Here is a 13,977-nt window from a genome sequence, read left to right as displayed (position 1 = left end):
ATGGGCGGCCGGGGGGCCCTCACATGCGCAGGACGACCAGCGCGGTGTCGTCGGTGATGCCGGCCGCCGGAATGAGCTCGGCCAGCAGCGCGTCGGCGATGGCGTCGGCGGTGGCGGTGCGGTGGCGCACGAGGGAGTCGGCGAGGCGGCCCAGTCCGACGTCGATGTCCTCGCGGCGGCGTTCGATGAGCCCGTCCGTGTAGAGGACTAGTACGGAGCCCACGGTGAAGGCGACCTGGGCCTCGGGGCGGGGGGCGTGCTCGGGCCGGGCGCCGAGCGGGGGGTCGGTGGCCCCGTCGAGGAAGGTGACCGTGCCGTCGGGGTGGCAGAGGAGGGGCGGGGGGTGGCCTGCGCTGCTGTAGGTGAGGGTGCGGCTGTTCCAGTCGATGAAGACGGAGACGGCGGTGGTGGACTCGGCTCCGTCGACGGAGCGGGCGTAGAGGCCGAGGACCTCCAGGGCCTGGGCCGGTCCCTCGGCGACATGGGAGACGGCCGACAGGGCGCTGCGCAACTGGCCCATGACGCCGGCCGCCCTCAGCCCGTGGCCGACGACGTCGCCGACGGCGACGGCGGTGCGGCCGGGCCGGTCGACGAGGTCGTACCAGTCGCCGCACACGTTCAGGGACTCGGTGGCGGGCCGGTAGCGCACGGCGGCCTGGTGGTGGCCGAGCGGAACCGGCGCCGGCAGCAGCGCCTCCTGGAGGTGGAGGGCCACATCGCGCTCGTAGGCATGGGACGTGCGCAGGCGTTCGTTGACCTCCTGGAGCTCCCGGCCGCGGGTGTAGATCTCGGCCTCCAGCACCTGGGCCTGGTCCCGGTCGCTGCTGGCGCCTCGGGCCCGGATGAATTCGGTGACCTCTTCCACCCGGTGCAGCAACAGCACCAGGCTGCCGTCGGGGGCGAGGACCGGGACGTTGACGGGGCTCCAGTAGCGCTCGTGCCACACCCCGGACCCGTCGGGCTCCTCCACGTCGTAGCGCTGCACGGCCATGGTGTCGCGCTCCCGGGTGGCCTTGACCCGTTCCAGGGAGGCACGCAGGTTGCGCATGCCGTTCGCCGCCGGATCGGCGGGGTTGTCGGGGAAGACGTCGAAGAGGTAGCGGCCGACGAGCTGCGTCCGGGTACGGCCTGACGCCGACAGGAAGGACTCGTTGGCGTCCAGGTACACCAGGTCAGGGGTGAGCAGCGCGACCGCGCCCGGCAGGGCTTGGAACACAGCCTGATAGTCGATCCCGGTTCCGTCCACGTCCACCCGTTCGCGCGCCACCGCCCTGTCATGGGGTCTTTCCCACGATAGGGGCGACGGTGCGGGGCGGTCCCCCGCAGGCTCCGGGATTGAGCCGTTCGGCCCAATCCCGGAGCTGCACGGCACGTGGTGGCGGCAGCGCGGAGGCGCTCAGGGGGCGATCGGCAGCTGTCGCTTGTGCTCGGTGAGCCGGTAGCGGCGGACGATGGCCTGGAAGGCCGCCCCGCCGACGGGCTTGCCCTCCAGGAAGTCGTCGATGTCGTCGTACGTGACGCCGAGCGCGTCCTCGTCGGGCTTGCCCGGGTCCAGGGTCTCCAGGTCCGCGGTCGGGGTCTTGTGCACCAGCTGCGACGGTGCGCCCAGCTCGTCCGCGAGGGCCCGTACCCGCCGCTTGGTGAGACCGGTGAGCGGTACGACGTCGGCCGCGCCGTCGCCGAACTTGGTGAAGAAGCCGGAGACCGCCTCGGCGGCGTGGTCGGTGCCGACGACCAGACCCGCGTGCGCGCCTGCCACCGCGTACTGGGCGACCATGCGCTGCCGGGCCTTGATGTTGCCGTGCACGAAGTCCTGGTGGTGGGCGTCGTGGAATACGGTGCCGCCGACCAGCCCGGCCTCCAGGGCTGCGTCGCTCGCGGCCTTCACGTCCACGGTCAGGACGCGGTCGGCCCGGATGAACTCCAGCGCCAGCTGGGCGTCCTTCTCGTCGGCCTGGGTCCCGTACGGCAGCCGCATCGCGAAGAAGGTCGCGTCGTGCCCGGCGGCCCGGACCCGCTCGACGGCGAGCTGGCACAGCCGGCCGGCGGTGGTGGAGTCGACACCGCCGCTGATGCCGAGGACCAAGGAGTGCAGGCCCGTGGAGGTCAGCCGGTCGGCGAGGAAGGCCACGCGGCGCTCGATCTCCTGCCGTGCGTCGAAGGACGCGCTCACCTGGAGATCCCGGGCGATCTCCTGCTGCAGGGATATGGACGCCAGGTCGGTCACGATTGCTCCTCGCTCGGGCCCGTGCGCGGGTCGGCACGCGCCGCCCGGCCGGGGTCACAGTCACGTGTACGGGACGGAAGCACTCTAAGGGAAGCGGGCGGGGCCCCGGCGCCCGGTCACGGCGGTGCCGGGGAGTCGGCGGCCTGCGGACCGGGGAGCCGGTGGGCGCCTGGCTGCCGGGGTGCTTGCGGACCGGGGAGCGTGCGGATCGGACGGCCGTGGGCCGTCACGGAGTGTCAGTGGCCCGTGCGACGATGCGAAGCATGATCGTCTCGCTCGATGCCCTGTTGCCCGCTTCCGGTCCGCACGCCTCGACCACGTACGCCGACTGGGTCGCCGCCCATGACCCGGGTGCGGCCGGGGTCGCGCGGGGCCTGATCGAGGACATGCGCACCGAGCTCGGCCGGTCCCGGCACAAGCCCGGCCGGTTCGTCGACACGATGACCGTGCGCGCACGGCGGCTGCCGCCGGCGCACCTGCCCTGGTTCTGGGACACGGTGGGTCACCGGCTGATCTGTTACGGGAGCCGGCCCGGCGGGCGTGCCTACGCGGCTGCGCGCGCGGCCGAGGCCGAGCACGGGCTGCCGGTGGATCCCGGCTACCGCCGGGCCAACGCCATGCTGTTCGCCGCGGGCGGGGCCATGCCGGCCAAGGAGTTCGGGGCCCATCAGCGCTTCCTCGCCGACACGCTGGATCCGGCCGGCGGCGCACTCGGCCCTGGAGGCGTTCCTGACGCGTGGGCGGGCTCGCCGGCGGACCTGCCGGCGGATCTGGTGCGCCGGGTGCGGGCCTCCGCCAAGGCAGCCGGGCACGGTGACGAGGAGGCCGCCCGGATGGTGGGGGCGATCCTTTCGGTCACCCGCGAGAAATCGGTTCCGGAGGCGTTGCTGACCGCCGCGGACGCGGTCCTGACGGCCCGTCCGCCGGCGGACCCCGTCCTGGCCGGGCTGGTGGAGGTCTTCCCCACCGGGGTCACCGATCCGCGAGGTCACCGACCTCGCGGAGGAGTTGGACCGGGTGGCGCCGCTGCTGGTCGGCGGCGGGCTGGAGCGGATGATGCTCCGGGCGCGCTCCGGGCCGCTGCCGGCGGGTGCGTACGAGGCGGATCCGCGGCTGTCCTGCCCGGAGCTGGTCGCACGGGTCGCGGCGGATCTCGGCGCGGGCGCGGACGCGGCGGCGCTGTACCTCCAGGTGGCGACGCTGGCCTCCCCCACCGACCGGAACGTGCGGCGGTGGAACGGCTGGTCCGCCAAGCGGCACAAGGAGGTCCGGGAGGAACTCCTGGCCACCGGCGCGGTCGTCGAGGCGAAGCGGGCTCGGGCGGGCCGGACCGTTTTCCTGCCCGGGGAGTGGACCGACCTGAAGGCCCCGAACCTGCCGCTGGAGACCGTGAAGCTGGCGAGCCACCTGGTCCGCCCGCTGTGGGGCAACTCGGTCCACGCCCCCTTCGGCCGGGTGCTCCCGACGGCCCCCCTGCACGAGATGTTCGCGCAGGCCTGGGAACGGAGGTGCACCGGTCGCTAGGTCCCGGGAGACCGGGCCGCCGGTCCGCCGGTCCGCCAAACTGCCGTGGCATGTCCGGTAGTCGGACGGAAATCAGGTGCGCGGGACCTTCGGTGTTGAGAGGCTGCCCCGATGAACCGTGAACAGATCTCCGGGATCGCCCACGCCGGCCACCCCATCAAGGCCCCGCTCGACGACGACTCGGTACGCCGGCTGCTCGGCCACGGCGCCCCGCGCGGTGACGAGCGGGTGCTCGACCTCGGCTGCGGCAGCGCGGAATGGCTGTTGCGCGCCCTGACCGCGCACCCGAGCCTGCATGCCGAGGGCGTGGACGTCTCCGAGCAGGCCCTGGAGCTGGCCGGCCGGTCGGCGGGCCGGCTCGGCGTCCGGGAGCGCCTCGTCCTGCACCACCAGGAGGCCGCCGACTTCGTCCCCGCGCAGGCCTTCGACCTGGTGCTCAGCGTCGGGGCCACCCACGCCTTCGGCGGTCTGCTGCCGACCCTGGCGGCGGCCCGGAAGCACCTGGCTCCCGGCGGCCGCGTACTGATCGGTGACGGGTTCTGGGACCGCACGCCCTCCCCGGAGGCCTTCGAGCTCTTCGGCGAGCTCGACGACCTCGCGACCACCGTGGACCGCGTCGTCGCCGACGGCTGGACCCCGGTCCACGGCCATGTCAGCACCCGCCGCGAGCTGGACGACTACGAGTGGTCCTGCTGGGGCTCCCTGGCCTCGTGGGCGCTCGACCGGCCCGGCGATCCGGACGCGGCCGAGGCACTCGCGACGGCCACCGCCCGGCGCACGGAATGGCTGCACTCCTACCGGGACAGCTTCGGCTTCCTCACCCTGGTGCTGCGGCCGACCTCGGGCTGACCGAGAGGGCCCGGGCGCAACAGTGGCCGCCACCGCGCAGTTCACCGCTTGCGCGGCGGCCACCATCCGGTCCGCCGTCGCGAGCCGCGCGGCCCGCGCCCGGTCAGCAGGGACGGCGCGAGCGCGAACACCACGGTGATGTGCGCGCCGCCCCGCGGCCCGTGCCCGATGCGCATCGAGCCGCCGGTGACGGCCGCGGCCCTGCGGGCGATGTCGAGGCCGAGCCCCGAGGAACCGGTGCTGCTCCCCCGCGACAGCGCCCGGTCCGGTTCCGGAATACCCGGCCCGGAGTCCTCCACGATCAGCTCCACGGCCTGCGCGGTGCGGACGACGCGGACGCCGAACGCCGTACCGGGCGGGGTGTGGCTGAACACGTTGCCGATGAGCGCGTCCACCACGGCGGCGATGTCGTCGTCGCTGAGGCTGACGCCGGTGGGTTCCTGAGTGATCTCCAGGGCGCAGGACCGGTCCTGCTGCTCGGCGAGGACCGCCCAGAAGGCGGTCCGGCGCCGGACGACGTCGGCGACCTCGGAGCGGCAGCCCGCGGACGGCTCCGCCCCGGCCGCCTGCTGGGGCGTACTCGGTTCCGCACTGCGCAGGCCGTGACCCATGGGCCCCACGGCGAGCGGAGTCCGCGCCGCCGCGATGATGGCCTGGAGTTCCGTCTCCAGCGCGTGCACCGCCGCCTCCACCCTGGCCGACTCCGGCGTCCCGGCCATCCGCTCCGACGCCAGGTGCAGGGCGGTCAGCGGGGTGCGCAGCCGGTGGGACAGGTCGGCGACCAGTTCGCGCTCGATGGCGAGGAGTTCCGTCATCCGGTGGGCCATGGCGTTGAAGGCGACGCCGGCGTCGCGCAGTTCCTTGGGGCCCATGGGTTCCACCCGGGTGTCGAGATTGCCCTGGCCCAGGGTGTGCGAGGCCTGCGCGAGCTTCTTGGAGGACCGGACGACCTTCGCGCCGAGCCGGTCGGCGACCAGTACGGAGCCTCCGACGAGACCCACCGCGAGCAGAAGCATGACCGCCCAGGAGGCTCGGACCCCGCGGGTCAGTTCCTCGTCGGGGACGAAGTTCTCGATGACGGCGACCCGGTCGCCGGGGAGCACCACGGGTTGCAGGCAGATCCATCCGCCGGGGGTCTTCTGGGAGATGGACTCGCGTCCCTGCTGGGCCCGTTCGAGCAGCTTCGCGGGGGCCTGGGTGTCGCCGAGGGTCTGGGCGTCCGGCAGGTGGACGACCAGGTGCTCGGACGCGTCCAGGCCTGCGGCGGATTCCCGTAGCGCGGACGGATCCGTGGTGAGCGTGAGGACGGGGGCCAGGGCTGCGGCGCGCTGTTCGGCCGCGGTGACGCTCTGCTCCTTGACCAGCGACATCACCAGGGCGCCGAGGGGTATGAGGAAGGAGAGGGCGACCATGGACGTCACGGCGAGCGCCACTCCGGCCAGTGAGCGTCTCACCGGGGGGCCACCAGCTTGATGCCGACGCCGCGCACGGTCAGCAGGTAGCGCGGAGCGGCCGCGCGTTCGCCGAGCTTGCGGCGCAGCGAGGACAGGTGCACGTCGACGGTCTGGTCGTCCACGTACGGCTCGCGCCAGACCTCGGTCAGCAGGCGGCGTTTGGAGACGACCTGGCCGGTGTGGTGGGCGAGGAAGGCCAAGAGGTCGAACTCCCGCCGGGTGAGGTGGAGCTCCCGGCCGGCCAGGTACGCGGTGCGCGCGCCGGGGTCCACGGCGAGTTCGCCGACGGTGGTGGCGCGCAGCGGTTCGGCGGTGGGCGCCGGCCGCGCCCCGGGCCCGGCATGGGCGGCGCCGGTGGGCGGCACGTGGCTGGTGCGGCGCAGGACGGCGGACAGGCGTGCGATGAGCTGTCCCCCGGAGAAGGGTTTGACCAGGTAGTCGTCGGCGCCCGCGTTGAGGAGCTTGATGATTTCGGTCTCGTCGTCGCGGGCGGTGGCCACGAGTACGGGAACGGAGGATATGCCCCGGATCATGCGCAGTGCGTCTCCCCCGTCCAGATCGGGCAGCCCCAGGTCGAGGACCACGGCATCGACGGGTGTCTGGGTGACCTCGCGCAGGGCGCCGAAGCCGTCGCCCACGCTGCGTACGGCATACCCGTGCTCCGCCAGGACCTCGATGAGTGACTGGCGGATGCTGGGGTCGTCTTCCACGACGAGGACGCTGGGCATGGGCACACCTTAGGGGTTCGGTCCGGGCGCCCTTCTAGTGGGCGGCGAACGTCGGGCCGTCGTCGGTGATCCGCAGGTGTACGGGGCGGTCGGCGACCGGAATGGTGCAGCCCTGCTCCGTGCTGCAGCTCGCGTAACCGAGCAGGACCGTCGCGTCCCCGTTGCCGTCGGCGCGGATGGGCAGGGTGGTGGTGACGGGGCCGTCGGGGTAGACGGGGACCGGGGCGTCGACGCCGGGCACGCTGATGGTGCGTACGTCGGCGGCGGCCGTCAGCTTCCCGTCGGCCTTGAGGGCGCCGGTGACGGCCACGGCGGTCGGGCGGCCCACGCCTTCTATCCCGGTGAGGGGCAGTTCGGTGCTGTAGAGGTGGAAGCCCTTCTCCTCGGGGGTGAAGACGGCGGTCAGGGTGCCGTTCGGGGCGTGCCAGTCGGACACGGTGAGCGTGACGCTGACCCCGTTCTCGCTGAAGTTGCTCGTGGGCGGCGGCGCGGCGGCGGAGCCCTTGGCGGGCTGCTCGCCGCATGCCGTGAGCGCGGCCAGGCAGAGCAGGGCGACCGCCGTCCGGGACTTCCGGGAGTGCTTCGTACGCGGGGAGAGGTTCATCTGCGTCTCTGTGTCTCTTGTGTCGGGGTAAGGGGGAGGGGAAAGCGGAGGGGAAGGGGGGAGGCCCGCTCACACGGCGGTGGTGAAGTCCGCGCTCCACAACTGCAGCCGGTACACCAGGTCGTTCCACACGCCGGTGGCCAGCAGCACGCCGACGAGCACGAGCAGGCCGCCGCCGATCCGCAGGACCCACGCGTAGTGCCGTTTGACCAGGCCGAAGGCGCCCAGGGCCCGCCGGAAGGCCAGCGCGGCCAGGACGAACGGCAGTCCGAGGCCCAGGCAGTACGCGGCCATCAGCAGCGCTCCGCGGGCCGCGCTGGCCTCGCTCCAGGCCAGGGCCTGGACGGCGGCCAGCGTCGGCCCGATGCACGGGGTCCAGCCGACCGCGAACACCGCGCCCAGCAGGGGGGCTCCGGCCAGTCCGAGCACGGGACGCCGGTGGCTGCGGAACTCCCGTTGGGTGAATCCCGGCAGGAAGCCCATGAAGGACAGCCCCATCAGCACGGTGAAGACACCGAGCACCCGGGTGACCACCTCCTGGTGGGCCAGCAGGGTGCGGCCGAAGTACCCGAACAGGGCCCCGCCGGAGACGAGGACCGCCGTGAAGCCGAGGACGAACAGCAGTGCGCCGGCCGCCATCCGGCTGCGGCGCCCGCCGCTCGCCTCCGCCAGGTCGGAGACCGACAGGCTGGTCACGTAGCTGAGGTAGCCCGGTACGAGCGGCAGTACGCACGGTGAGAGGAAGGAGACGAGCCCCGCCAGGAACGCCACCGGGGCGGCGATGGCCAGGGCCCCGTGGAGGAGGGCCGGGGTGTCGGCGGCGAGCGCCGCGCCCGCCGTCACGGCGCCTCCTCCATCACGTGGGTCAGCAGGGGCCTCAGTTCGTCCTCGGTGACCGCGCCACCGATGCTGACGGCGATACGGCCGCGGCGGTCGATCACAAGGGTCGAGGGGATGGCCTGCGGGTTGAGCAGCGCGGGAGGGAAGCGGAGCAGGAGCGCACCGGTGGGATCGTGGAGGCTGGGGAAGCCGAGGCCGTGCGCGCGGACGAAGGAGCGCGCCGCGGCGCGGTCCGGGTCACGGGTGTTGATCCCGAGGAACCGGACCCCGGCGTCCCGGGTCTGCCGGTCGAGCCGGTCCAGGTCGTCGGCCTCCGCGCGGCAGGGGGCGCACCAGGAACCCCAGACGTTGAGGACGACTACGTGCCCCCGCAGGTCGGCCGGTCCGATCGGTTTCCCGTCCAGGTCGTCGCCGGACAGTTCGGGCGCGTCCGGCCGGGCGGCGGGGTCGATGACCGTGGCCTCGGCCGCGGACCGGACCGCGGTCACCGGCCCGGCCGCCGCCTCGGCCCGGCTGCCGTCGGCGGCGACCGTGCCCAGGGCGGCGAAGACGCAGCCGGCCGCCGCGGCGGCGAGGCCTGCTCCGGCCAGGGCCGCGGTACGCACCCCGGCCCGGTGCGGGCCCCGGGCTCTCACGGAGCCCACTTGCGCAGGAAGGCGTTGATCCCCTCCGCGGTCAGGGCGGGGTTGCCGGTGGCGTGGGTGTCGGTGCGCACCTTGCCGGACGAGTCGACCACGATCAGGACGGGCATCTTGTAGCTGCCGCCCGAGGGGCTGTACTTGCGCAGGAGCGCGGAGTTGGCGGAGCTGTTGCCGCCGATGTCGATCTTGACGAGGTGGTACGAGGCTCCGAGGATCGCTGCCGTCTGCGACTGGGCGAACACCTTGTCGGCGGCCTTGCAGTTGCCGCACCAGTTGGCCCCGAAGTCGAGCAGCACCATCCGGCCGTCGGCCTTGGCCGCGCTCAGCGCCGCGTCGATCAGCTTCTGCGCGTCGGCCGAACTGTCGTAGCCGGGCCCGGGGATCCGGGCCGGCGCGGGCGCGGCGGACGTACGGGCGGGCTTGGGGGCGGCCGAACTGCTGCGGGCCCGGGAGGGGGTCGGCGAGGAGCCGGGCGTCGTGCCGGCGGAGGCCGGCGGCGAGGCCGAGGCGCTCGGCGAGGCCTCGGTCGAGGCGGAGGCGGAGGCCGACGGAGTGGCCGATTCGGTGGCCTGCGTGGACCGTCCGGCCGAGGCCGGCGAGGCGGAACCGACGGTCTGGGTGGATGCCCCGCAGGCGGCGCACAGACCCGCCGCGACCACGGCCGCGGTGACGAGCGGCAGTCGCGCCTTCAGGAACGAGGCGGAGCGGGGCTGCGCGTGGCGGCCGGTGCGGACGGGTCGGAGCATGCGAGAAGTCATGGCGAAGGCACCCCAAGGCACGGTGAGAGCTACGGGAAGGGCGGCAGGCCCCCCGGTTCGGTGAAGTCGGCGGTCGGTCCCTCGGTTCGCCGGGGCGCACTGCCCGGGCGCCGAGGGCCGCTCGGCTGAGGTGAGCATAGGACCGTGTCGGGCCGTCCGAACCTGCTGGGCGCGATCTTGAGGTTCCCCTAAGGAAGAGCTCACCTTCCGCTTCGCCGGGACCCGTCCGATGAGCGCATACAGGGAGGCAAATCCCCTGAAGGGGCCGGGGAGGTACCGACTGGTGCGGACCGGTCGAAGCGGGCACGCCGCTTCGACCGGCCTGTCAGAACGAGGACTCGCGCACGCTCGCCTTGGCCACCGGGTCGATCGTCGCGGTGATGACCGATCGGTGGTTCGCGCCGCTGAACGTGACCGTCAGGGTGTCGTCGTCGGTCTGTGACGTGGTGGCCTTGAAGCCGCGGCTGGGGACCGCGGAGATCAGGCACACGCCGCGGCTGCCGTACCGCACCGTGGCCTTGCCGCCCTGCGAGGGGACGGTGTGCAGGCCGGGTCCGCCGTCCTCGCAGTCGACATCGGGTTTGGGTGCGGTGGTCCGGGCGGCTCCCGAGGGCTTCGCGGACGGGGAGGGGGAGGCCGAGGGGGTCGGCCGGTCGGTCGCGCTCGGCGAGGCGCTCGGGGACGCGGAGGCGGACGGGGACGGCGGCCCCGGCGACGGGCCCTGCATCGCCGGCCACGCCGGCGGGGAATCGAAGACCAGGGGTGCGGACCGGGCCACCGGGGGCGTATGGCTGGTGGAGCCGACCACGAACTGGACCGTGGCGAGCACGGCCGTCACGCTGGTGGCCGTGCACGACAGCCATATGAACAGGTAGCGCGGAAATCGAGGCACGGCCCCATAGTGTCCGACGGGCCGGGCCGCGTGTCACCTCCTCCCCCGCACGGCGGCGCCTCGGGGGTGCCACGGGCACCCACACGGGCACAAACACGGACGTCCTCCTGACCCGGGTACGGGTCGGAGGACGTGTGCGGCACGGCGCGGGCGCACGCGGGCGGCCGGCGCCGGTCTGCGGCGCCCGGCGGCCGGGTGCCGGGGGCGGGGTCACGCGTGCCGGGTCACGCGTGCCGGGTCCCGGGTGCGGGGTGCCGTATGCCGGGTGCCGCATGCCGGGTGTTCGGCGGGGCTTTCTACCTCGGCGCCCCGAAGTTCTGGGTCCACCACGGGCCGCCGTCGCCCTTGTGGACGCCTATGCCGATCTCCCGGAAGTCGCAGTTGAGGATGTTGGCCCGGTGACCGGAGCTGTTCATCCACGCCTTCATCACCGCGTCGGCGTCCGACTGCCCGCGGGCTATGTTCTCGCCCAGGCGCGACCACGCGTATCCGGCGGCCTCGACGCGGGTGGTCATGGTGGACCCGTCGGGTCCGGTGTGGGACATGACTCCGCTGCGGGCCATGGTGTCGCTGTACCCGCGGGCCGCGGCGCTCAGCTTGGCATTCATCGTCACGGGTCCGCAGCCGGCCGCGGACCGCTCCTTGTTGACCAGGGCGAGGACCGCGGACTCGGAGTCGCCGGAGGAGCTGCCGGAACCACCGGACGAACCGCCGGTGGACCCGCCGGACCCGGACCCGCCGGACGAGCCCGAACCGCCGCCGGTGGACCCGCCGGACGTACGCGGGGGCTTGCTCGCCGGGGTCGACTTGGCCGGGGCGCCCCCCTCCGCCGCGCTCTTCTCGGGAGCGGCGGACTCCGAGCCGGTGGCGGCGGGCGTCTCGGGCGGCAGGGAGCCCGTCGCGGCCGCGGCGTCGGCGGTGATCTCGGGGCCGGGAGCGGTGGGGCTCGCCGTCCCGGCCGTGCCCCCGGGAGCCGGCGTCCCGGACTTCGCCCCGGTGGCGCCGTCGGCCCGCTGGTCCACCTGCGTACCACCGTCGGAGTCGGCCACGGCGACGCCGACCGCCACCGCCGCGGCGGCCGCGGTGAGGGACAGGACGATGCGCGTGCGCACCGTCTTCTTGCGCCGCGCCTCGACGCGGGACGGCGTTCCGGGAGTTCGGCTGCTCATGCCTGGTAGCACCTCACAGAGGGAAGGGGGTGGGGTGCAACCGAGCCTAGGGCGGTGATCAGCAAAAACAGCGCGCCGGAGGGGTACTTCAGGTTCCCTTAAGGAAGCCCGCAGGGACGGCGCAGGGACGATCCGGGCCATAACGCACCAACGCGCCTCCGCACGTCCGCCAGGGCGGGCGGCCGGTTGCGCACCGGCGGTCGTGTGATCATGTGCCTCGACACATCTGCACCTCATGGGGGGACCATGCGCACCCGCACCACCACCGCCACGACCGGTCTCGTGACCGCGCTCACGGCGCTGCTCGTCCTCGCCGGTTGCAGCACGCCGGGAGGGGGCCGGCCCGCGGCGGTGAGTTCCGCGTCTTCCGCTTCCGTGCCCGCACCGAGCGGCGGCGAGGCCGGCTTCGAAGGGCCCCGGCCGCAGGATCAGAACCTGCTGGCGTGGACCGGGGACCCCAATGACGCGGGGCACGTCACCGCCCAGTCGACGGCCGGGGTCGGCGGCCGGGTCACCCTGGTACGGATCGTCCTGCGGGAGCAGATCACCTGGTCGAACGTCTGGCTGGGCCTGGCCGGCATCGACCCGAACGCCCAGCTCGCCAACTGCTACCTCGGGGTGTACGACGCCAAGGGCGCCCTCGTCGCCACCACCGCGGACATCTCGCCGCAACTGATGACCGACGCGATCGCCAAGCCGTTCGCCCTCGGCAAGCCGTTCACCGCCGCCCCCGGGACGTACTTCATCGCGCTGCTGCTCAACGGCAATTGGGCCACCAACGGCCTCACCCTGAAGTCCACGGGCGCCGGCATCTCGGTCAACGCCGGTCTGACGCCGCCGAACCTCCGGTACAGCACCCTGCTGACCGGTCAGACCTCGCTGCCGCCCACCGTGAACCTCGCCGAGCAGTCCACGAGCACCATCAACACCGGCTGGGCCAGCCAGTGGTACGCGATTTCCTGACCTGCCGGTCGGCCGTCCCGGTGCCGGGGGTCAGTCCCGGATGGAGACGATCTTGCGGTCGGCCCGTCCCCGTCGTACACGGCGTCGATGTAGGAGCCGTAGAAGTCGGCGATCCGGGTGAAGGCGCCCTCGGGGCTGCCGGAGACGGACGAACCCGGGGCGGCGGCCGGGGTCTGATGCCCCGTCGGTCCGTCGGCGGAGGCGCTGGGGACGAGGGCGAGGGTGAGGGTGAGTACGGCGGCCGCCGCGAGGGTGAGGGACGCGGTTCGCTTCGCCGAGTGCTTGGACATCGGCCGGGCCTTTCCCCGTGCCGAGTGGCTGCCTCGACCGACGCGGCCCCGACCCCGCCCGGTTCGCGGAATGCGAGAAATGGCCGGAAGGTCATGCCTCCGGCCCTATCGGGCCTGCCAGGAGCGGGGCCGCCCGCGGCTCGGCCCCCGTACGGCGGCCCGATCGCATCGCCCGTCCGGGGAGCGGGCGGTACGGGTCGGAATGCCTTGGCCCGGGCGGGGGTTGGTGCCAGCGCGACACTGAACCCGGATGCACTGGAGAGCTCATGAAGATCGGCATCATCGGCGCGGGCAACATCGGCGGCAACCTCACCCGCCGGCTCACGGCACTCGGGCACGAGGTCTCCGTGGCCAACTCGCGCGGCCCCGAGACCCTGACCGCTCTGGCCGAGGAGACCGGCGCCACCGCCGTCACGGTGACGGAAGCCGCGCGCGGCGCCGAGCTCGTCGTGGTCACGATCCCCTTCAAGAACGTGCCGGACCTGCCCGCCGGCCTCTTCGACGAGGCCGCCGAGGGCTTCGTCGTCATCGACACCAACAACTACTACCCGCGCCAGCGCGACGGCCGGATCGCCGGCGTCGAGGACGAGGGCCTCACCGAGAGCCGCTGGACCGAGCGGCAGCTCGGGCACCCCGTGATCAAGGCCTTCAACGGCACCTACGCGCAGGACATCCTCGACCGGCACCGCCCGGCGGGCGCCGCCGACCGGATGGCGCTGCCCGTCGCGGGTGACGACGCGGCCGCGAAGAAGACGGTCCGCGCCCTCGTCGAGGAACTCGGCTTCGACTCGGTCGATGCGGGCGGCCTCGACGATTCCTGGCGCCAGCAGCCCGACACCCCCGTCTACGGACTGCGGGAAGGCGTCGACGCGGTCACGAAGGCTCTCGCGGAGGCATCTCCGGTCCGGCCGGAGGCCTTCCGCGGCTGACTGCCTTCCGGGGCGGACCCCGCCGGCCGCGAGAACCGGCGGGCGGATGAACGAACGACCATAGGGTGCGCACCGGTGCCCGGGGGCTCAGGTGCGCACCCTACGGCCC

Annotated in this window: 15 protein-coding genes; 4 read left to right on the top strand and 11 right to left on the bottom strand. The window is 73.6% G+C overall.

Annotation, left to right across the window (positions count from 1 at the left end):
• Nucleotides 1-19: 19 nt before the first annotated feature.
• Both OG373_RS38050 and nadE read right to left on the bottom strand, forming a co-directional pair.
• The gene (locus tag OG373_RS38050) at nt 20-1,246 is read right to left on the bottom strand and encodes a PP2C family protein-serine/threonine phosphatase (RefSeq protein WP_405444350.1); all 1,227 of its coding nucleotides are present in this window, start codon (nt 1,244-1,246) and stop codon (nt 20-22) included.
• A 150-nt stretch (nt 1,247-1,396) separates the two neighbouring features.
• On the bottom strand, nt 1,397-2,227 hold the full coding sequence (gene nadE, locus OG373_RS38045; RefSeq protein WP_405443363.1) for an ammonia-dependent NAD(+) synthetase: 831 nt from the start codon (nt 2,225-2,227) through the stop codon (nt 1,397-1,399).
• Nucleotides 2,228-3,244: 1,017 nt separating this feature from the next.
• Between nadE and OG373_RS38040 the strand changes: the two genes are divergently transcribed.
• Together OG373_RS38040 and OG373_RS38035 are read left to right on the top strand one after the other, a co-directional pair.
• On the top strand, nt 3,245-3,751 hold the full coding sequence (locus tag OG373_RS38040; protein ID WP_405443361.1) for a hypothetical protein: 507 nt from the start codon (nt 3,245-3,247) through the stop codon (nt 3,749-3,751).
• Between the two features lie 111 nt (nt 3,752-3,862).
• Nucleotides 3,863-4,600: an SAM-dependent methyltransferase gene (locus OG373_RS38035; protein ID WP_405443359.1), complete on the top strand. Its 738-nt coding sequence runs from the start codon at nt 3,863-3,865 to the stop codon at nt 4,598-4,600.
• 41 nt (nt 4,601-4,641) lie between these two features.
• On the opposite strand, the gene OG373_RS38030 is transcribed toward OG373_RS38035, so the two are convergent.
• From OG373_RS38030 to OG373_RS37995, 8 genes are all read right to left on the bottom strand, one after another.
• On the bottom strand, nt 4,642-6,054 hold the full coding sequence (locus tag OG373_RS38030; RefSeq protein WP_405443357.1) for an ATP-binding protein: 1,413 nt from the start codon (nt 6,052-6,054) through the stop codon (nt 4,642-4,644).
• A complete protein-coding gene (locus tag OG373_RS38025) occupies nt 6,051-6,782 on the bottom strand; it encodes a response regulator transcription factor (protein ID WP_405443356.1) in 732 nt (243 codons plus the stop codon). Before OG373_RS38025 ends, OG373_RS38030 begins: the two co-directional genes overlap by 4 nt.
• 34 nt (nt 6,783-6,816) lie before the next feature.
• Nucleotides 6,817-7,386 carry a hypothetical protein gene (locus OG373_RS38020; protein WP_405443355.1) on the bottom strand — a complete coding sequence of 190 codons (570 nt, stop codon included), beginning with the start codon at nt 7,384-7,386 and terminating at the stop codon, nt 6,817-6,819.
• A 69-nt stretch (nt 7,387-7,455) separates the two neighbouring features.
• A complete protein-coding gene (locus tag OG373_RS38015; protein ID WP_405443354.1) occupies nt 7,456-8,229 on the bottom strand; it encodes a cytochrome c biogenesis CcdA family protein in 774 nt (257 codons plus the stop codon).
• Nucleotides 8,226-8,870, bottom strand: a complete 645-nt coding sequence (locus OG373_RS38010) for a TlpA family protein disulfide reductase (protein WP_405443353.1) — start codon at nt 8,868-8,870, stop codon at nt 8,226-8,228. The genes OG373_RS38015 and OG373_RS38010 overlap by 4 nt, the downstream gene beginning before the upstream one ends.
• On the bottom strand, nt 8,858-9,625 hold the full coding sequence (locus OG373_RS38005) for a thioredoxin family protein (RefSeq protein WP_405443352.1): 768 nt from the start codon (nt 9,623-9,625) through the stop codon (nt 8,858-8,860). The genes OG373_RS38010 and OG373_RS38005 overlap by 13 nt, the downstream gene beginning before the upstream one ends.
• Before the next feature lie 325 nt (nt 9,626-9,950).
• A complete protein-coding gene (locus OG373_RS38000; protein WP_405443351.1) occupies nt 9,951-10,517 on the bottom strand; it encodes a hypothetical protein in 567 nt (188 codons plus the stop codon).
• 296 nt (nt 10,518-10,813) lie between these two features.
• The gene (locus OG373_RS37995) at nt 10,814-11,686 is read right to left on the bottom strand and encodes a CAP domain-containing protein (protein ID WP_405443349.1); all 873 of its coding nucleotides are present in this window, start codon (nt 11,684-11,686) and stop codon (nt 10,814-10,816) included.
• A 246-nt stretch (nt 11,687-11,932) separates the two neighbouring features.
• Here OG373_RS37995 and OG373_RS37990 point away from each other — a divergent pair, with 246 nt between their 5' ends.
• The gene (locus OG373_RS37990; RefSeq protein WP_405443347.1) at nt 11,933-12,649 is read left to right on the top strand and encodes a hypothetical protein; all 717 of its coding nucleotides are present in this window, start codon (nt 11,933-11,935) and stop codon (nt 12,647-12,649) included.
• On the opposite strand, the gene OG373_RS37985 is transcribed toward OG373_RS37990, so the two are convergent.
• On the bottom strand, nt 12,556-12,939 hold the full coding sequence (locus OG373_RS37985; protein ID WP_405443346.1) for a hypothetical protein: 384 nt from the start codon (nt 12,937-12,939) through the stop codon (nt 12,556-12,558). The two genes, OG373_RS37990 and OG373_RS37985, sit on opposite strands and share 94 nt — an antisense overlap.
• A gap of 17 nt (nt 12,940-12,956) precedes the next feature.
• Between OG373_RS37985 and OG373_RS37980 the strand changes: the two genes are divergently transcribed.
• Nucleotides 12,957-13,868 (top strand): NADPH-dependent F420 reductase, encoded by a 912-nt coding sequence (locus OG373_RS37980; RefSeq protein ID WP_405443345.1) that lies wholly within the window; start codon nt 12,957-12,959, stop codon nt 13,866-13,868.
• Nucleotides 13,869-13,977: the final 109 nt, after the last annotated feature.

The organism is Streptomyces avidinii (genome assembly GCF_045161815.1).
Lineage (GTDB): Bacteria > Actinomycetota > Actinomycetes > Streptomycetales > Streptomycetaceae > Streptomyces > Streptomyces avidinii.
This window is presented reverse-complemented; position numbering and strand designations above follow the sequence as displayed.